The following is a 16,944-nucleotide window of genomic DNA, read 5'->3' as shown; positions in this document are numbered from 1 at the left end:
TTCGTCAAGAACACAAACGACGTGGTCTGGAGGACCGCATGACCACCGCCACCTACGACGACTGGCTGCACCGAGCCAAGAACCTGGCCCCGCACACCGCCCACCTGATCGACGGCGCCGACGAGTTCGGGGGCGGCGGCACGTTCAGCGTCGTCTCGCCCCGCGATGGTCAGGTCCTGGCCGAGGTGGCCGACGCCGGCGCGGCCGAGGTGGACGCGGCCGTCGCCGCCGCACGCCGGGCCTTCGACCACGGCCCCTGGCCGCGCCTGGCCCCCGCAGAGCGCGGACGGATCCTGATCCGCCTCGCCGACCTCCTGGAACAGCACCGCAGCGAACTGGCGCTCACCGTCAGCCTGGAGATGGGCAAACCGATCACGGACGCCCACGACATCGAACTGCGTGCCGTGATCAACACCTTCCGCTGGTACGGCCAGCTCGCCGACAAGCTCACCGACGAGTCCCCGCACACCGCGGCGGACGCCCTCGCCCTGGTCACCCGGGAACCCGCCGGAGTCGTCGGCGCGGTCGTGCCATGGAACTTCCCCCTGACGCTCGCCGGATGGAAGATCGCCCCGGCTCTCGCCGCCGGCTGCACGGTCGTGCTCAAGCCCTCGGAGAACTCACCGCTCTCGGCGCTCCTGCTCGGCAGGCTCGCCCTGGAGGCAGGGCTGCCGGCGGGCGCGCTCAACGTCATCGCGGGGGACGGCCCGGTGACGGGCCGCGCGCTCGGACTCCACCCCGACGTGGACGTCCTGGCCTTCACCGGCTCCACCGCCGTCGGCCGTCACTTCCTGCGCTACGCCGCCGACTCCAACCTCAAGCGTGTCTGGCTGGAACTGGGCGGCAAGTCCCCGAACATCGTCCTGCCCGACGCCCCCGACCTGGAGAAGGCGGCCGCCACCGCCGCCTGGGGCATCTTCTTCAACCAGGGCGAGATGTGCACCGCGCCCTCGCGGCTGCTGGTGCACTCGTCCATCGCCGAAGAGGTCACCGAAGCCGTCGTGGCACGCGCCCGCGCGCTGCGCGTCGGCGACCCCCTCGACCCCACCACCGAGATGGGCGCCCTGGTCGGCCAGGACCACCTCGACCGGGTGCTCGGCCATGTCCACGCCGCGGTCGACGACGGCGCCAGGCTGCGCACCGGCGGCGCACGCACCCTCACCGAGACCGGCGGCGTCTACCTCCAGCCGACCGTCTTCGACCAGGTCGACCCGGCCGGCCGGCTGGCCCGCGAGGAGATCTTCGGACCCGTGCTGTCCGTCCTCACCTTCGACGACCTCGACGAGGCGGTAGCCCTCGCCAACACCACCGAGTACGGCCTCGCCGCAGGCCTGTGGACCTCCGACCTGTCCACCGCCCACCGGGTCTCCCGTGCCCTCAAGGCCGGCACGGTCTGGGTCAACTGCTACGAGGAGGGCGACCTGACCGTCCCCTTCGGCGGCATGAAGCAGTCCGGCAACGGCCGCGACAAGTCCGCGCACGCCCTGGAGAAGTACACCGAAGTGAAGACCACCTGGATCCAGCTGTGACCCACCGCCCGCTGATCGCGATCCCCGCCCGCTTCTCCGCCACCACCTCCGCCCTGCGCTACGCCGCCGAGGTCAACGCCCGCGCCCTGATCGAGGCCGTCTGGCGGGCCGGCGGCGAACCCGCCACCCTCCACCCGCATGCCCCCGGAGGCACCGCCGACCCCGCCGAGACCGCCGCCCGCCTCACCCGCTTCGACGGCCTGCTGCTCCCGGGCGGCGGCGACATCGCACCCCACCGCTACGGAGCGGCCGACGCGCACGAGGCCGTCTACGACGTCGACGACGAGCAGGACGCCTTCGACCTCGAACTGGCCCGGAAGGCCCTCACGAGCGGGCTTCCGACCCTGGCCGTCTGCCGCGGCCTGCAGGTCGTCAACACGGCCCTCGGAGGCACCCTGCACCAGGACATGGGCGGTCCCGAGCGCGAACACAGACACGTCCGCCACCCCGTCTCCTTCGCCCCCGGCTCCGCCCTCACCAGGATCACCGGCGCCGACAAGACCGAGGCCTCCTGCTACCACCACCAGCACGTGGACCGGCTCGGCGAGGGACTGACCGTCACCGCCCGCGCGGGCGACGGCACGGTCGAAGCCGTCGAACTCTCCCACGGCCAGAACTGGTTCGTCGGCGTGCAGTGGCACCCAGAAGACACCGCGCACGAGGACCCCGTCCAGCAGCGTCTCTTCGACGCGCTGGTCCAGGCAGCACACGGAACACACTGAGACGAGGCCACTGCTGATGGCGCTCTTCCGCCGCCGTCCCGCCGAAACCCCGCGACTGGCGCCGGAACTCGACGACGCACCGCTCGGCCGCGTTCTGCACTCACTGGCCGGCGCACCCGGCACGGGCCCCCAGGACATCCTGATCGCCCAGGCCGAACGCCTCCTGCGCGACCCGAACAGCGACTGGGACAGGCGCGGCCACCGAGTCACCGTACTGGCCGGAGCCGCCCCCTCCCTCGCCCGGCGCTGGCGCCTGAAACACCCACGCAGCGCCGACGCCCTCGTCCTGCACGCCTGGGCCGACGTGCACACCGCACGTCTCACCGGCCGACTCGACGACGCGGCCGCCACACTGGACACCTGCCGGCGCGCCGCCGACGCCGCCCCCGCCGACCCCACACCCTGGGTCGCCCTTCTCGCGGCCCTGTGCGTCGAGGGCCGCACGAGCGCCGAACTCACCCCGGTCTGGAAGGAGATCGCCGCCCGCGACCCATGGAACCGCGAGGCCTACCTGACGATCTTCGTCCACCTGTCACCGGACGGACAGGGCAGCCAGGCGGCGCGAAGGGAGTTCCTCGACGACGTGGTCACGGTCATGCCACCGCAGATGCCGCCCGCCTGCCTGCCACTCGCGGCAGCCGTCGACCAGTACCACCGTGAGCTGGCCGGAAGCGGACTGAGCGCACTCGTGGCCGCCCGCTACTGGGAGCAGCCTCAAAACGCACGCCTCCTGGACCGGACCGCACCCCAATGGCTCCAGCCCGGCTACCTACGCCACGCGGCCCGCATCGCCGACCTCAACCTCCTGGCCTACGCCCTCGCGAAGGCCGGCCGGACCGACGAGGCCCGACTGACCTTCCACGCCACGGAAAACCTGGTGTGCCCCTGGCCGTGGCAGGTCGAGGGCGACCCGGTGGAACGCTTCGTCCACTGGAGACGGAGGTGCGACTGACGGACCTCGGGAGGGCCGGGGTCACGGTCGGTATCTGTCAGGAGTCCGCCGGCGACCGCTCAGAACTCCCAAGTCAACTCCCTGTCGAGCACGACTCGTTCGTAGCAGTCCGCGAGGTCGCCGGACTCAAGTGCGGTGGCGGTCATGTCCAGCAGTTCCGGCAAGGAAGCCCACATCGGGTGCGGATTGAAGCGGCAGCCGTCCTCGTGGTCCGCGTCTCCGATCCGTCCGCACTTGGGGGTTGGACGTTGATCGATCACCAGGTAGTCACCGGACCCGTCGGCGGCGAAGGGAATCCATTGCCGATGCCACCATGGCCCGTACTCGCTTTCGGCATCGTGCGGCTCGGTGTCCGAAGGTTCCGGCTCGTAGATGTGAGTCCGCCTCTTCCAGGCGTCCACGATGTGCTGCGTGCCGAGCATCGCCCAGAACGGCGGTAACAGGACGCCGTACGCGGTGCCGTCATGCCGAAGGAGCGATTCCGTGAGGGCAGGGGGGAATGCCAGGCCGAGAGCTTCTTCCGCGGCGGCGATCACCGCGCGGTCGGCCGGAGGCGCCAACTTGGCAAAGGTGCGTGGTGCGTTGGCCACGAGCCACGCCTCGATGTGGGTCCATGACTCAACTACGGAGGAAGTCATACGGCGGATCCTGCCAGTTGGCACGTTGGGAGGCTCCGGGGGATCAGGGCTTCGATGGATCCTAGTCGCCGCCGTCGCTCCCGCCGGAATCCCCGCCGTCGCCGCCGTCCGCACCCCAGCCGTCACCGCCGCCAGGGTCGTTGTCCTCACCTGCTCTTCCCAGATTGCTGAACCACGGACGGTCCCAATCCCCGTCCACGGCAAACGGCTCACCGCCGTTCACCGCGCGCCGCTGCGTCCCGAACCGCGCCATACCCGTCGTGTCCCCCAGCCCGAAGGCCACGGAGAAGACGTGTGCCATGACGGCATCCAGAGGGTCAGGGCTCTCGTGCCGCACGGGGGCCAGTGGCAGCAAGACCGTGTTCGGGTCGAGCGCCGGTCGGCGCGCGGGGCACGTCAGGAGGGCGACCGGTCGTTCGTCGCGCAGCAGCCACGAACTCACCGTGTTCTCGCGCCGTAGGACCCAGTGCTGCCCGGGCAGCCGTACCTCCACCGAACTCTTGGACTTCCGCAGCTTCTTTCTGAGGGAGAGCTGCGCCGGAGCGTCGCCGACGGTCAGCCGCAGGCCCTTGGACGGCTCGGGAGAATCGCGGTGGAAGCCCTGCGGTGCTCGAATCCGCACGACGGGAGCGTGCGGGCCCCACACGTCCACACGCACCAGCCGCCGGTCCACGACGACGGTGACCGGCCCGGCGGGTCCGGGCGCGTGCCGCCGCGCCATCCACAGAGGTACGTCCTCGGCGCGTGCCTGGGCCGCCAGGGCAGCGACCTGCTCGGGCCCGCCGCACTGCCGTACCGCCAATTCCCCCAGACTGCGGGCGAACTCGGCCGCACGCCGAACCCTCACCGGCGTGGCAGTCCCGGTGACCCGCGTCACCGGGACGATGCCGGCACCGTCAGCCAACTGCTCCAGGGGGCGTTCCGCTCCGCCGCCACCGAGCCAATAGCCCCGCTGAAACGCCTCGGCCATGGCGGCGAGGTTCAACTCGCTCACAGGCGTGGTCCAGCTGCCCCTGCGCAGGACGGCATCGGTCAACTCCACTGTGCGTGCGAGCGGATTCCGCGACCGCTCTCCGTACAGCACCTGACTCACAACAACCCCCTTACCTGTGCGGTTGGCAGAGCTCACCGGGCCCCGCCCCAGGGACCGTACTACTTGCTGAGGGCGAAGCGCCTGAGAGCGTGAACTGTCCGAGCCGGATCGTCTGCGCGGAAGAGCTGAGACGCAGCCGGCGTAGCACCGGCCTGAGCGTCATCAGGATCTGAGCAGTCCACCCACCCACCGGTCGTGTGGCCTGCCGTCGTTGGCGATGCCGCGATGGCGCAGTGTTCCTTCGACGGTGAATCCGAGCTTCTCGGCGACGGCACGCGAGCCGGCGTTCCCGGCCATGGCCCACTACTCGATGCGGTGGACGCCGAGGGTGGCTTCTCCGCGTCCACACGCCGGTACGGCACCGGCACCGGGGCATAGAACTGAATGTCCTCGTCCTGGCAGGCTTCATACACCGCGTCCGCGTCGGCAGATGTGATGCTCGAGCGGGGGCCCTGCCTGCTCCTGTTACGCCCCTGCGGTGCCGGTGCCGGTGCCGTGGTAGCGGATCCAGTGCTTATGGGCGTTGGATCCCTCGCGTCCGGGCGAGACCTTCAGCACGGCTTCGTCGCGCTCACGCGGCGGCCTCGGCCGGTGCGCCGGCGGGGGTCTGCTGCTCCACGACGGGGCGGCGGCGGGTCGGCAGGCCGAGGGTGGGGTGGGCGACGCCCCAGGCCGCGCCCTTGCAGACCAGTTCCTTGTAGAGGGCGGCGAGGCGTCCCGTCAGGGCGCGGCGGACGGCGCGGTCGTCGGCGGTGACGAACTGGATCAGGCCCTCACGTCGGCCAAGGGAGATGCACTGGTTGAAGTAGCGCAGCGGGACGTCCTTGTGCTTGGCGCCGGTCAGGCGGCCAGCGATGGCGTCGGCGGCCTGCCAGGCGGAGGGCACACCGGAAGCGCACGACATGCGCAGCGGCTTGTCGCCGGGGCCCTTCGCCCAGGCCGCGTCGCCGACGGCGTAGACGTCGGGGTGGGAGACCGAGCGCATCGTCCCGTCGACCACGATCCGGCCGGTGTCGGTGACGTCCAGTGTGGTGGCACGAGCGATCGGGTGGACGGTGAAGCCGGTGGTCCACACGGTGACGGCGGACGGCAGGGCCGTGCCGTCGCCGGTGACGACGCGGTCCGCCTCGACGGCGGTCACGGCGGTGTGCTCGTGCACGGTGACGCCGAGCCGTTCGAGAACGGCCTTCAGGTGCAGGCGACCCTTGTCGGACAACCAGTCGCCGAGACCGGCGCGGGCGACGAGGGCGAGCTCGAGATCCGGGCGCGCCTCGGCGATCTCCGTCACGGCCTCCAGGCCGGTCAGCCCACCGCCCACGACCACGACGGGCCGCCCGCCGTCCAGATCGGCAAGGTCCCGGCGCAGCCGCAGAGCCCCGGCGCGGCCGGCGATCTCATGGGCGTGCTCGGCGGCGCCGGGGACGCCCTGGTCGTTCCAGTGGCTGCCCAGGGCGTAGACGAGGGTGTCGTACGGCAGCTCGTCCGTACCGTCGCCGGTCGTGACGGTGACGGCCTTGCGGTCGGCGTCCACGGCGGTGACCCGGGCGACTGTGACGTCGACGCCGGTGCCCGCGAACATCTCGTCGAGCGGCCGGGGCGTGAGGTCCTGACCGGTGGCGAGCTGGTGCATCCGGACCCGCTCGACGAAGTCGGGTTCGGCGTTGACGAGCGTGACGCAGGCGTCCTCGCGGCGTAGGCGCCGGGCGAGCCGCCCGGCCGCCGTGGCTCCGGCGTATCCGGCTCCGAGGACGACGATGCGATGCTGCATGACGGTGCTCCTGTCTGGTCCGTGGTCGGCGTTCGCCCCTTGAACCGGACGGCGCGCCGTTTCCTGACAGAAAGCCGCTGTGAAGCAGCTCACACTGCTGCGTTCTGCGCGCGAAGGCGGCTCAGAAGGCGGTGAGCAGGGGTTCGCCGTGCTCACCGGCCGCCCACGTGCGGGTCGCCCGCTCGAGCTTGTCGGGGTTGACCTGGTTACGGAACGCGGCGATGCCCTCCTGGGTCACCTCCAGGCACATGACGCCGACGACCCGGCCATCGAGCACGGCCACCACGGCGGGGCCGCCGTTGGCGGTCGTCGCGTACACGTCGGGCGAGCCGCCGACCAGGGCGCGCTTGGCCTTGCCGGGCTTGAACAGCCCCCGCAGGAACATCGCGACGGCGAGTGCCCCCTGGAACCCCTTGGCGCGCGCCGGGATCTTGCCGCCGCCGTCGCCGATCGCGACGGCGTCCTGGGTGAGCAGCCGGACCAGCGGCTCGGTTCGGCCGCTGGTCGCGGCGGCGAGGAACTCGTCGACGATCTTCCGCGCGGCGGCCTCGTCGATCTCGGCACGGGCCTTGCCCTCGGCCACGTGCTTCTTGGCACGGTGGAAGATCTGCTGGCTGGCGGCTTCCGTGAGGTCGAGGATCTCGGCGATGTCCCGGTGCGGATAGTCGAACGCCTCCCGCAGCACGTACACCGCCCGCTCGTTGGGCGACAGCCGCTCCATGACGACCAGCACCGCGTACGAGACCGACTCGCGCTGTTCGACTGTGTCGGCGGGACCGAGCATCGGATCCCCGGCGAGCAGCGGCTCGGGAAGCCATTCGCCGACGTAGGTCTCACGCCGGGCGCGAGCCGAAGTGAGCTGGTTCAGGCACAGGTTGGTGAGGACCTTGGTCAGCCACGCCTCGGGGACCTCGATACGCCCCGTGTCGGCGGCCTGCCAGCGCAGGAACGTCTCCTGTACGGCGTCCTCGGCCTCGCTCGCGGACCCGAGCAGCCGGTAGGCGATGGCCTCCAGCCGCCCCCTGGATTCCTCGAACCGCTCCACGTCGCCCACGGTGATCGCCATGACGCGATCCTAGTCCGCGCGGGCGCGAGGGGGCTGGGTGCGTGGAACGGCTCGTCGGGGAGTGAATGGACACGGGAAGAGGCCCTGAAAGACGCGACGACCAAACCGGCCCATGGTCTGAATCGACCCTCACTGTGTCTTGTTCTGCCGGACAAGGGAGGCGTTCAGGGCGGTGGCGAACGCGCACCACCCCGCGTAGGGCAGGAGGGCACGGGCCGCAGTGGAGTCGGTGCGGGCGGTGCGACGGATGAGTTGCGCGTTGCTGACGTTGAGCAGCAGCGTGCCGGCCAGACCGGCCTTGGGGCTGCGCAGACCGAAGAAGAGCCAGTTCCATCCCGCGTTGAGCGCCAGGTTGACGACCAGGCTGGTGGTCAGGCGGGTGCGCTCCCGCCGGTCGGGCATGGTGCCCAGAGCGTGGCCGGCGGCATAGGCGATCGTGGCGTACAGCGGCGTCCACACGACGCCGAACGCCCACGACGGGGGTTGCCAGACAGGCTTGCGCAGGGACCTGTACCAGGCACTGTCGGCATCGACGGCGCCGGCTCCCGCCACGGCCGTGGCAGCCACAGCCGCGGCGCCGGCGCCGTAGCGCATCCATGGTTCCGACGCCTTTCCCGGGCGGGTGCGTTCGCTGATCAGCTTCATACCGATACGGCTTCCCCGCACCGCACAGCGCGTACCGAACATTGCAGCACGCAAGGATCGCGCGCCCTGGAGCGGGCTCAAATCCCCTCATGGGTTCCCAGCAGCAGGATTCATCCGGCAGTACGCCCTCCGGGACGGACCAGGGCGCCGACATGTCACTCTTCCGCCCCTGCCCAGGGATCAGATGGCGGTCAGGACGGCGCGGAGTCGCTCGTCCTCGCGGATGATGTTGTTCGCGAGGCCTGAGCCGACGATGCGCCGGTCCCGCTCGGCGAGTTCGGTGACGCGCAGGCGTTGGTGAGGGCTCAGGGCGGTGGTGCCGAGGGCTTGGAAGGCCTCGCAGGCGCCGGAGACGTCCGCGGCGGTTTCGGCGGAGTGGAGCGCAGCCTCGGCGAGGCGGCCGAGGTCGACGACGTCGGGGTCGGTGATGGCGAGCAGGGCGAGGGCGGCGGCTGGGGCCTTCTCGGCGTCGGCGAGCAGGAGTTCCAGTCGGGGGATCAGGGGCCGGGCGTCCGCGCCGAGGAGAGTGGTTGCGCGGATGGCGCGGACGACGGTCCACCGGTACCAGGGCTGGTTGTCAGTGGTGCGGTCGAGGACGGAGGCCAGGATCGTGACGGCTTCCTCGGCGTCGCCCTCGATCTGCCACAGGGCGGTGGCGATCGCGATGTCGCAGTCCAGTTGCGGGGTGGTCGGCTCGGCGTCCTCGCTGACTGCTGCCCGCAGGGCGGGGAGCAGTCCTGCGGCCGCCGCTGCGAGCGTTGCTGCGGCCTCGGCGGCCTCGGCTACCTCGCGCGGGCCGGCGGCGAGCGCCTTGGCGACGGCGTCGAGCAGGACGTCGGTCTCGCCGGTGAGGTCATGGTGGGCCCGCGCCACCATCAGCGACGTGGCCGCTGCACGCAGCACGGCACCGGCCTGCTCGCGCCGGGCCTCACCGCCAGTGGCTAGCACGGCGGTGATGGCGGTGGCCGCGTACGGGAAGCGGGGCAGCACGGCGTACAGCTCGGGCAAGGCGGCAGCGGCCTGCGGGCCCCACTGGCGCAGCAGGTGAACCAGGTCGGCGGTGTCATTGTGGCCGAGCCCGTCTGCGGCCAGGCGTGTGCGGACGGCGGCAAGCAGGCCCGGGCCGAAGGGGAAGGCGGGAGCGTGGAAGTCTGCTGCGGCGTCGAGGGCGCGGGGGCGTCGGCCGAGGTCCCGGGCCAGCAACGGGACGGCCTGTCGGGGCGCGACCCGCACGAGGACGGCCAATGCCTGGTCAGCCTCCTCGTCGTCGGGTTGGGCGGCGAGTTCGGCCAGGGCGGGCGCGGCCTCGGCGGCGGCCGGGCCGACCTTGCCGAGCAGGGTTGATGCCTGCTGATCGGCGGCGAGTGGCGCGATGGCCGGGACGAGTCGTCGGGGAGCGCTGCGGGAGAGGTAGCAGGCGTGATCGGCCGCGGAGAGTGCCTCGGTCCGCACCTCGGGGCGGTCGTCATGCAGGGCGCCGTTCAACAGCGCGAAGGTCTTCTCGCGATCTTCCTCGGTGTCGCGGCCCAGCAGGCTGTCGACGATCACGTGCAGCGGCTCTCGGTGGTGCATGCTGTACCGGTCGACGGTGAGTTGACGTGTGGGCAGTACGCCGAGCGCGGCATCGTGGTGTGCGTCGGTCCACGGCGCACCGGCGGCCAGGGCGACGAGGAGCGCGGCCAGGCGCAGCGGCGCGGGCGTATCCCCACCCAACAGCACACGCGTCTCGACTGCGGCTCCGGGGAGGTCGACCCGGCCGAGGGCGACGAGCAGTTCGGCCCGGACACCGGGATCGTCCTCGGCCGTCCACCGGCTTCGCAGGGCTGCCAAGGCGGCCTCGGCGTTCCGGGTGTGGCCGAGCGTCCACGCGGTGAGCCTCCGGACGTCCGCGTCTTCGTGTGCCAACAGCGGTATCAGCAACGGGACTTGGGTGGCGACGGCGGCCCGGACGGCGCCCGGCGTGATCGCCCATTCATCATCGCTCTCGGCCAGTCCGCCGAGCAGGCACAGGACTTCGGTCGTCCCAGGCCGGGCGGCAGCGGCGATCCGGGCGAGGTACGGGACGGCGTCCACGCTGGCGGAATAGACCGTGCCCTGGTGGAGGATGCACGAGTACAGCTCGGACATGGCCTCCTCGGCGTCCCCGCCGCCCTCGGCGAGGGCGCGCAGCAGGTCGGGCAGGTCCTCGGCGGTGCCGTAGGCGTGCGAGACGGAGGCCCAGGGGTGGGCGTCGAGACCGGCGAGGGCGTCAGTGAGATCCATGGCGTGATATTCGCAGCCGGGTCTGACAGGACGGTCGGGGGCCTGTGACGACCTGCGTCAGCGGGCCTGCTTCGTGCGCCTGCTGAAGTCGCTGTGCCGGTCCCGGGCCGGCAGGATCCCTGCACCCGCAGGTTCGGGGTCAACGGTGCGGGCGGACGAGGAGCAGCGCGATGTCGTCGTTGCGGTGCGCGGATCGTTCGGCGTGGTCGAGGAGGCTGTCGGCGAGGGTCTCCAGGTTCTCGTCCGGCGCGGTGGTGAGTCGGTGGGCGAGCGCGGCGGTGGCGTCGCCGATGTCGGCGCTGGGGGTTTCGACGAGTCCGTCGGTGTAGAGGGCGAGGACGGCGCCGGGTGGGAGGGGAACGTCGGTGGTGGGGTAGTCGGCGTCGGGGTCGATGCCCAGCAGTAGTCCGGGGGGCAGGTGCAGGGTGTCGGCGCGGCCGGTGGGATGGCGGAGCAGGGCCGGTGGGTGGCCGGCGGTGGCAAGGAGGGCGCGGTGATGGGCCAGGTCGAGGTGGGCGATGAGGCAGCTGGCGAACAGCCCGGTGTCGAGGTCGGTCAGCAGGCGGTTCGTGCGGGCGAGGACGTCGCCGGGTGAGGAGCCGGCGGTGGCGTTGGCGCGCACGGCGGTACGGATCTGCCCCATGAGGGCGGCGGCGCTGGTGTCGTGTCCCTGGACGTCGCCGATGACCACGACGACGGTGCCGTTGGCACAGGGGATGAGGTCGTAGAAGTCGCCGCCGATGTCGATGCCGTGACCGGCGGGCCGGTAGCGGGCTGCCGTTTCGAGGCCGGGGACGTGCGGCAGGGTGCGCGGCAGCAGACCGGTCTGCAGGCTGTGGGCAAGGGAGTTCTTGGCGTCGTAGAGGCGGGCGCGATCCAGGGCCTGGGCGATCAGTCCGGCCAGTGAGGTGAGCAGGGCGCGTTCGGCCGGCGGGAAGATACGGGGCACGCCGTAGGCGAGCACGAGGGAGCCGACCGGGCGGCCGGAGACGATCAGGGGAAGGAACGCCCACGAGGCCATCTCGTCCCGCTGCACGGCTGGCGGGTAGGCCTTCTTGAGGTCGGCGAAGGTGGGGAAGAAGGCGGCCGTGCCGGTGGTGATGACCTGCACGGCAGGGGTGTCGGAGGTCAAGGGTGCGGCTTCGAAGCGGGCCATCAGCTCGGCGCTGTAACCGCGGTAACCGGTGATGCACAGGCGTCCCCCGTCAACGGTGAGCAGTGCCAGTGCTTTGGGGCCGAAGGCGGGCACGATCTGATCGGCCGCCAGCTCGACCACGTCGTGCACGCCGGCGGCCTCGGCCAGGGCGGTGGCCAGGTGTGTCAGGTGGTACAGCGCCGTCGCACCGATGGGCTCGGCCGGCTGTGGCAGGTGGGGTGCGGTGGCGGCCGGAAGCCGGTCGGCGGGTGTGATGTGGACGCTGATCCCGCTCTCGTCCGGGTAGAGCTGGAACAACAGCCAGGTGTCGGGCGGCCGCCTGGCGGTGAAGGAGGTGGGCTGACGGCTGACCACCGCCGCGCGGTAGCGGTCCTCGAACATCGGATCGTACAGCCACCGGAGTACTTCCCAGGGACGGTAGCCCAGCAGGGAACCAGAGGTGGCACCGACCAGATCGGCGCCGGCGGCGTTGATGAAGGTGAGCCGGCCCTCCAGGTCCAGAGCGCAGCAGCCCACCGGCAGTCGCGCCGTGAAAGCCAGGGCAGCGGCGGCCTGTACGGGATCGGCGTCCTGGGGGCGGGGGACCGGGAGCATACGGGGCTCGTCGGGAACGTGTAGCGGGTGGCCACTGTCGGCGGCCCCGTCCAGGATGGCTGCGGCACGGCGGCAGCAGGCATCGATCGTCTCCTGTTCGGTCGTACTGAGCCCGGGTGGGTGCCAGACGGGCCACAGCAGCACGATGCCGCCCCACACGGTGCCGTTGCCGATGATCGGGGCTGCGGTGAGCTTGAAGTCGTACGGAAGGACGATGCCGATCCTCGGGTAGCGGCGGGCGATGTCCTCCTGGCTGCCCACCCAGACCGGACGCCGATCGCGCACCGCGTCCGCCACCGGGATCGCGGTGTCCAGTGGGATGCGGGACCACGGGGCGGCGATCCGCCCCGACACGCCGCCCACCAGGGCCAGCCACAGGACCTGCTCCTCAGGCGGCAGCAGGTACAGCAGCCCCACGGAGGCCTTGGTGCTCCGCATCGCCTCGGCGAGAACGTCGTCCGGCAGCGGAGTGCCGTGAACGGGGCCGTGGGCCGTGTGCTCCTGCACGAGTCACCGCCCACCCCGGCCGGAGCGGGCCGCGCGGCGGCTGCGCTCGAAGGGGGCACGGGCCGCCTCGGCGGCGATGTCCAGCCCCGCACCGGCCCCGACCCATCTCGCCGCGGTTCGCCCGTCCGCGACAACCGCCGCACGGACCAGCTCTCCGGACAGGTCTGTAATCCGGGTAACCGTGGCGCAGTGCCCTCCCGCCAATGGCCCCGGCCTGGGCGAGCCGCCTGACCCCTGGGCGAGGCCCTTCGCGTGTAGCAGGAGGACCTCACCTGCCCCGGCCACCCCTACCCGCTGGGGCGCGGCCCGCTGCCACCGGCGCCGGGCCTGCCATACGGCCTGCCGGTGCGCCGGCCCGCAACAGCGGCCCCCGTGTGCCGCCGGCCCGGCCGGTCCCGCACCGCCCCACCCGCACCGCAGATCATTCATACACGGACAATACGCCCGCCATGCGGTGACGGCGCCCTACCAAGCCGTTGCCCTCTGAGGAGCCGGGGGCCCATGGTGAAGCCGTCGTGGGCGGTGGCAGGGGCTATGGACATGTGACATGGCGTGCCCGTGCCCGTGCCTGCGTCGGTGACAGGCTCGCATTGTCAGTGGCAGCTGAAAGGCTGCACTGCATGAACGGAGATGAGCAGCTGCTGCGCGGCCGGGTCTACGGCCACGACCATGACGACCCTGACCCCGGACCGCGCCCGCAGCAGACATATGCCCTGCTCATAGGTGGGCCGCTGGACGGACTGCTGCTGGACATCACGGGCTGGCGACCAGAAGAGATCGAGAACGGTGCGGCCCTGCCCACCGAGCTCGGGCAGTTTCCCGGCGGGCGGGCGCTGTACGACCCGCGCCCTGGAGAGCCGCGTACACCAGGTCCGGGTGTGAGCTGCCGTCTCTACCACTCGGGCGACACGCCCTGAGCGATGTCCGCACGTGCCGACCCGGGCGGGCTGGAGCCACCCCCAGGCCAAGGCAGCCCAGCGGCTGGGGGAACTCCGCCCCTTCCGATCCAATGCGCCAATGCGGCTGGGCAGTGGCAGACGGCTGCTCGTTCACTGGGTGAGTTTCCACAGGTGGATCATCTGGTCGGCACTGCCGCTGGCCGGCAGTTTGCCGTTCGGGCTGAAGGCCACGGAGTAGACGGCGCCGTGGTGACCGGTGACAGGGTGCCCGATGGGGGCTGGGCTGGTGGATGCGGTGACGCGCCACAGGCGGATCGTGTGGTCGCCGCTGCCGCCGGCCGGCAATTCCCCCGCTGGGACTGAAGGCCACCGAGAAGACGGCGTCGGTGTGGCCGGTGACCGGGCGGCTGAGGGAGCACTGACTTGGCCCGGTCAGTCGCGTTCAACAGCCGGACCTTCTGATCGGCGCTGGCGTCAGCCAGAACGTTCCCCTCGGGGTCGATGACCAGCGAATAGACCGTCTCGGTATGGCCCAAGAGGGGGGAGACGATCGGTTTGGCTCACAGAGGATCGGCCAAGTCCCAGAACCTGACCGTCTGGTCGGCACTGCCGCTGGCCAGAACACGCCCGCCCGGCCGGAAGGCCACTGCGTAGACGCGGTCAATGTGGCCAAGGAGGGTGTGTCCCAGCGAGGCCATTGCCTCCTTCGATGCCGAGTCCAGCGATCTGCTCGGGTTACCAGAGCCCGCAGCCGCCGAGGGGCGTGGGGCCACGGTCTCGACCGTGACCCCACGTGGCTCGTCTACGGCATCATGCGAGCTCTCGCGGCCAGTGCCCTCTGCAGTACCTTCTCCCGGTAAGGGTTCGCCGGGCTGAGCGCCTTGGCCACCTCGACGGCCTCGTCGAGCAGGGCCAGCCTGCGTTCAGGCAACTTGCGTACCAGGGGTGAGTCACTCTCCTCCACCAGGACGAACGCGAGCTTCGATCCGTACACCTCCGGCTCGACCTGCGTCAGCAGGCGGTAGATCCACAGTCCCTCGACGCCTCGCACCACCCGACGGTTGGCACTGAGCAACTTGACCTTCGCCAGCACGACCATGTCCCGATCCATCGATCCCCTTCGTCCCTGCCCCTCCCCGACCGGCGCCATGTCCCAGGGCGAGACAGCACGGCGAACGCGCCGGCAGCCGATGAAGGATGCCAGCACGTTGGCCGGAGAGTGGATGACGACGAGTCTGCGGGTACGACACCACCCGCAACAAGGTCGTACAGGCGTGCGCTTCGTCCTACCGAAAACGTCTCCGACCAGGCATGATGGACCTGACACTCACTCAAGCCCCTTCCTCGCGCGTCCGCGTCGCGCGCTGATCGGCGGATACGGGCAGTTCGGCGCTCGGCTCACGTCCGTGACCGGCTTGCGTCCAGCTGCGGCGGAGCGACTACGTGCGGCCGAGGAAGCTGGCCGCGCTCGGCCTCACACGGGCATCGCCGCGTGCCGGAGCGACTCACCATCCTGCATGAACCATCTGCGTTGGCGTGGACGTTCGCGTCGAGGGGTGTCTGGCCGATGAGGCACCCGCAGAGAGCAACCAGTGGACGACGGAAGCGTGGAAGCGGTGACTTACGAGCCCGAGGGGCACGGCGCTGACGCCCGCCCGGCGGGCGTTCGAACGGCGGTACTCAGCCCGGCGTGGACGCGCTACAACTCGGAAACGGTCGATCGGCATCCCGGTCTGGCGGAGAGCGCAGGGGTGACGTGCCTGTCCCGACGCTCACGAGCGGTGTACCAGCCGATCCCCACCACCACGGCCAGGCCCACTTCGGCCACGTCGCCGCCGTAGAACATCAGGCGGGCCGCGCTGTGCAGATCGCCGGTGGTAAACGTCGTGCCTGGCGGCGGTGAGGCGTAGAGCGACCTGGCCAACACGGCGTGCATGGCACCGGCGGCCAGCAGGGCGCCACCGCGGACGGTGGAGCTCCAGCGACGACGCAGCGGATCGAGCTGGCACATGGAGAAGGAGAACAACAGCCCGGCGGCCACCAAATGCGCCTGCACCAGGACGTGCAGGGGGGCGCTGTGCTCCGTGGCGGCGAACAACCGGGTGCGGTACACCAGCCACAGGCCGCCGATGCCCAGCAGCGCCGCCAGTGGTGGGAAGACGAGCCCGCTCATGGGCCGGCAGTGCGCGAGGGCGAGCAGGCCGCGGCGGACCGGGCCTGCGGGAAGCGCGCGCAGGGCCAGAGTAAGGGGACGCGCCACGGCGATCAGAAGGGGGCCGGCCATACCGGCGAGGAGGTGCTCGGCCATGTGTCCCGTGAAGGAACGTCCCGGCGTCGGTCCCGCAGTAGCCCACGCGATGGCGAGGACGCCCGTAGTGAAGGACGCGTCCCGTCGGCGAGTCCAGGCGTCTCCGCGGTGCCGTAGCCGCGCGGCACCCGCCCCGTAGGCGGCGACCACCAGCAGTCCCGCCGCGACAGTCAAGAGCCCGGCCGCACCGAAACCGGTGGCCGCGTCCGGGTGGACGTGCGCGAGCCTCACGCCGCCGCACCGGCCCTGTCGCGGCGGACCGCACGTAGGCCGAGGACGACGCCGACGAGCAGCAGCACGAGGGCTGCGACGTTCCATGCCCAGTCGTACGGGGTGACGTCCACGCCGTAGCGGATCTGGTGCACCCGCAGCAGCTTGTGGTCCACGATCCCGTCGAACAACTGGAACGCCCCCAGCCCGAGGAAGAACCCGGCCCGTGCGTGAGCCGGCGCCAAGGCCCGACGTCGGCGCAGGTCGGCGTAGAAGAAGAACCCGGCGACGAGCCCAAGCAACTCGGCCGTATGGAGGAGCCCATCGGACAGAAGGCCGACACCTGCGGTGGACCGGTCGTAGAAGTGGTGCCAGCCCAGGAGCTGATGGAAGACGATCTCATCGAGCGCCGCCATCACCGCCGCGCCGATCAGCGCGCACACGACCGTCGACCTCGCGCGTTCGACAGGCGCCCGCTGGTCAGAAGGGCGGACCGGCTCGCTCATGGCTGGCTGTACCTTCCTGATCCGTCCCGTCGGCTGCGGGGCCGTCCGCCTGTGTCGGCGTGTTCTCGCTCATGAGCGGATTCCATGGA

17 protein-coding genes are annotated in these 16,944 nt (G+C 71.2%); 4 read left to right on the top strand and 13 right to left on the bottom strand.

Features of this window, described 5'->3' with window-relative positions:
• Positions 1-38: 38 nt before the first annotated feature.
• Genes FBY22_RS20780 through FBY22_RS20770 form a run of 3 tightly spaced genes read left to right on the top strand, consistent with a single transcriptional unit; the run spans position 39 to position 3,203 of the window.
• On the top strand, positions 39-1,529 hold the full coding sequence (locus FBY22_RS20780; RefSeq protein ID WP_142148135.1) for an aldehyde dehydrogenase: 1,491 nt from the start codon (positions 39-41) through the stop codon (positions 1,527-1,529).
• A complete protein-coding gene (locus tag FBY22_RS20775) occupies positions 1,526-2,251 on the top strand; it encodes a gamma-glutamyl-gamma-aminobutyrate hydrolase family protein (protein WP_142148133.1) in 726 nt (241 codons plus the stop codon). The genes FBY22_RS20780 and FBY22_RS20775 overlap by 4 nt, the downstream gene beginning before the upstream one ends.
• A gap of 16 nt (positions 2,252-2,267) precedes the next feature.
• The gene (locus FBY22_RS20770; RefSeq protein WP_142148131.1) at positions 2,268-3,203 is read left to right on the top strand and encodes a hypothetical protein; all 936 of its coding nucleotides are present in this window, start codon (positions 2,268-2,270) and stop codon (positions 3,201-3,203) included.
• A 59-nt stretch (positions 3,204-3,262) separates the two neighbouring features.
• On the opposite strand, the gene FBY22_RS20765 is transcribed toward FBY22_RS20770, so the two are convergent.
• From FBY22_RS20765 to FBY22_RS20730, 8 genes are all read right to left on the bottom strand, one after another.
• Entirely contained in the window at positions 3,263-3,841 is a 579-nt protein-coding gene (locus tag FBY22_RS20765) for an SMI1/KNR4 family protein (protein ID WP_142148129.1), read from the bottom strand.
• 61 nt (positions 3,842-3,902) lie between these two features.
• Complete coding sequence (locus FBY22_RS20760) at positions 3,903-4,934, bottom strand: hypothetical protein (RefSeq protein WP_142148127.1); 1,032 nt, start codon at positions 4,932-4,934, stop codon at positions 3,903-3,905.
• A 162-nt stretch (positions 4,935-5,096) separates the two neighbouring features.
• On the bottom strand, positions 5,097-5,231 hold the full coding sequence (locus FBY22_RS45220) for a GNAT family N-acetyltransferase (protein WP_260845030.1): 135 nt from the start codon (positions 5,229-5,231) through the stop codon (positions 5,097-5,099).
• Positions 5,232-5,505: 274 nt separating this feature from the next.
• Complete coding sequence (locus FBY22_RS20750; RefSeq protein WP_142148125.1) at positions 5,506-6,702, bottom strand: NAD(P)/FAD-dependent oxidoreductase; 1,197 nt, start codon at positions 6,700-6,702, stop codon at positions 5,506-5,508.
• Positions 6,703-6,823: 121 nt separating this feature from the next.
• Positions 6,824-7,768: an RNA polymerase sigma factor SigJ gene (sigJ, locus tag FBY22_RS20745; protein WP_142148123.1), complete on the bottom strand. Its 945-nt coding sequence runs from the start codon at positions 7,766-7,768 to the stop codon at positions 6,824-6,826.
• Between the two features lie 129 nt (positions 7,769-7,897).
• Positions 7,898-8,413 carry a TspO/MBR family protein gene (locus FBY22_RS20740; RefSeq protein ID WP_142148121.1) on the bottom strand — a complete coding sequence of 172 codons (516 nt, stop codon included), beginning with the start codon at positions 8,411-8,413 and terminating at the stop codon, positions 7,898-7,900.
• A gap of 180 nt (positions 8,414-8,593) precedes the next feature.
• A complete protein-coding gene (locus FBY22_RS20735; protein WP_142148119.1) occupies positions 8,594-10,675 on the bottom strand; it encodes a HEAT repeat domain-containing protein in 2,082 nt (693 codons plus the stop codon).
• A 139-nt stretch (positions 10,676-10,814) separates the two neighbouring features.
• Complete coding sequence (locus tag FBY22_RS20730; protein WP_142152421.1) at positions 10,815-12,863, bottom strand: SpoIIE family protein phosphatase; 2,049 nt, start codon at positions 12,861-12,863, stop codon at positions 10,815-10,817.
• Between the two features lie 689 nt (positions 12,864-13,552).
• Here FBY22_RS20730 and FBY22_RS20725 point away from each other — a divergent pair.
• Positions 13,553-13,849 (top strand): hypothetical protein, encoded by a 297-nt coding sequence (locus FBY22_RS20725; RefSeq protein ID WP_142148117.1) that lies wholly within the window; start codon positions 13,553-13,555, stop codon positions 13,847-13,849.
• 132 nt (positions 13,850-13,981) lie between these two features.
• Here FBY22_RS20725 and FBY22_RS46015 read toward each other — a convergent pair whose 3' ends face one another.
• The 5 genes from FBY22_RS46015 to FBY22_RS20700 form a co-directional block, all read right to left on the bottom strand.
• Entirely contained in the window at positions 13,982-14,176 is a 195-nt protein-coding gene (locus FBY22_RS46015; protein WP_142148115.1) for a hypothetical protein, read from the bottom strand.
• Between the two features lie 215 nt (positions 14,177-14,391).
• On the bottom strand, positions 14,392-14,529 hold the full coding sequence (locus tag FBY22_RS46010) for a WD40 repeat domain-containing protein (protein WP_142148112.1): 138 nt from the start codon (positions 14,527-14,529) through the stop codon (positions 14,392-14,394).
• A gap of 104 nt (positions 14,530-14,633) precedes the next feature.
• Positions 14,634-14,942: a hypothetical protein gene (locus tag FBY22_RS20710; protein ID WP_142148110.1), complete on the bottom strand. Its 309-nt coding sequence runs from the start codon at positions 14,940-14,942 to the stop codon at positions 14,634-14,636.
• Between the two features lie 588 nt (positions 14,943-15,530).
• The gene (locus tag FBY22_RS20705) at positions 15,531-16,370 is read right to left on the bottom strand and encodes a cytochrome c oxidase assembly protein (protein ID WP_142148108.1); all 840 of its coding nucleotides are present in this window, start codon (positions 16,368-16,370) and stop codon (positions 15,531-15,533) included.
• Positions 16,367-16,855 (bottom strand): DUF2243 domain-containing protein, encoded by a 489-nt coding sequence (locus FBY22_RS20700; protein WP_142148106.1) that lies wholly within the window; start codon positions 16,853-16,855, stop codon positions 16,367-16,369. Before FBY22_RS20700 ends, FBY22_RS20705 begins: the two co-directional genes overlap by 4 nt.
• Between the last annotated feature and the right edge of the window lie 89 nt (positions 16,856-16,944).

Origin of the sequence: Streptomyces sp. SLBN-31 (assembly GCF_006715395.1) — a bacterium.
Lineage (GTDB): Bacteria > Actinomycetota > Actinomycetes > Streptomycetales > Streptomycetaceae > Streptomyces.
The sequence above is the reverse complement of the archived record's forward strand: the minus strand, read 5'-3'. Positions and strand labels throughout refer to the sequence as shown.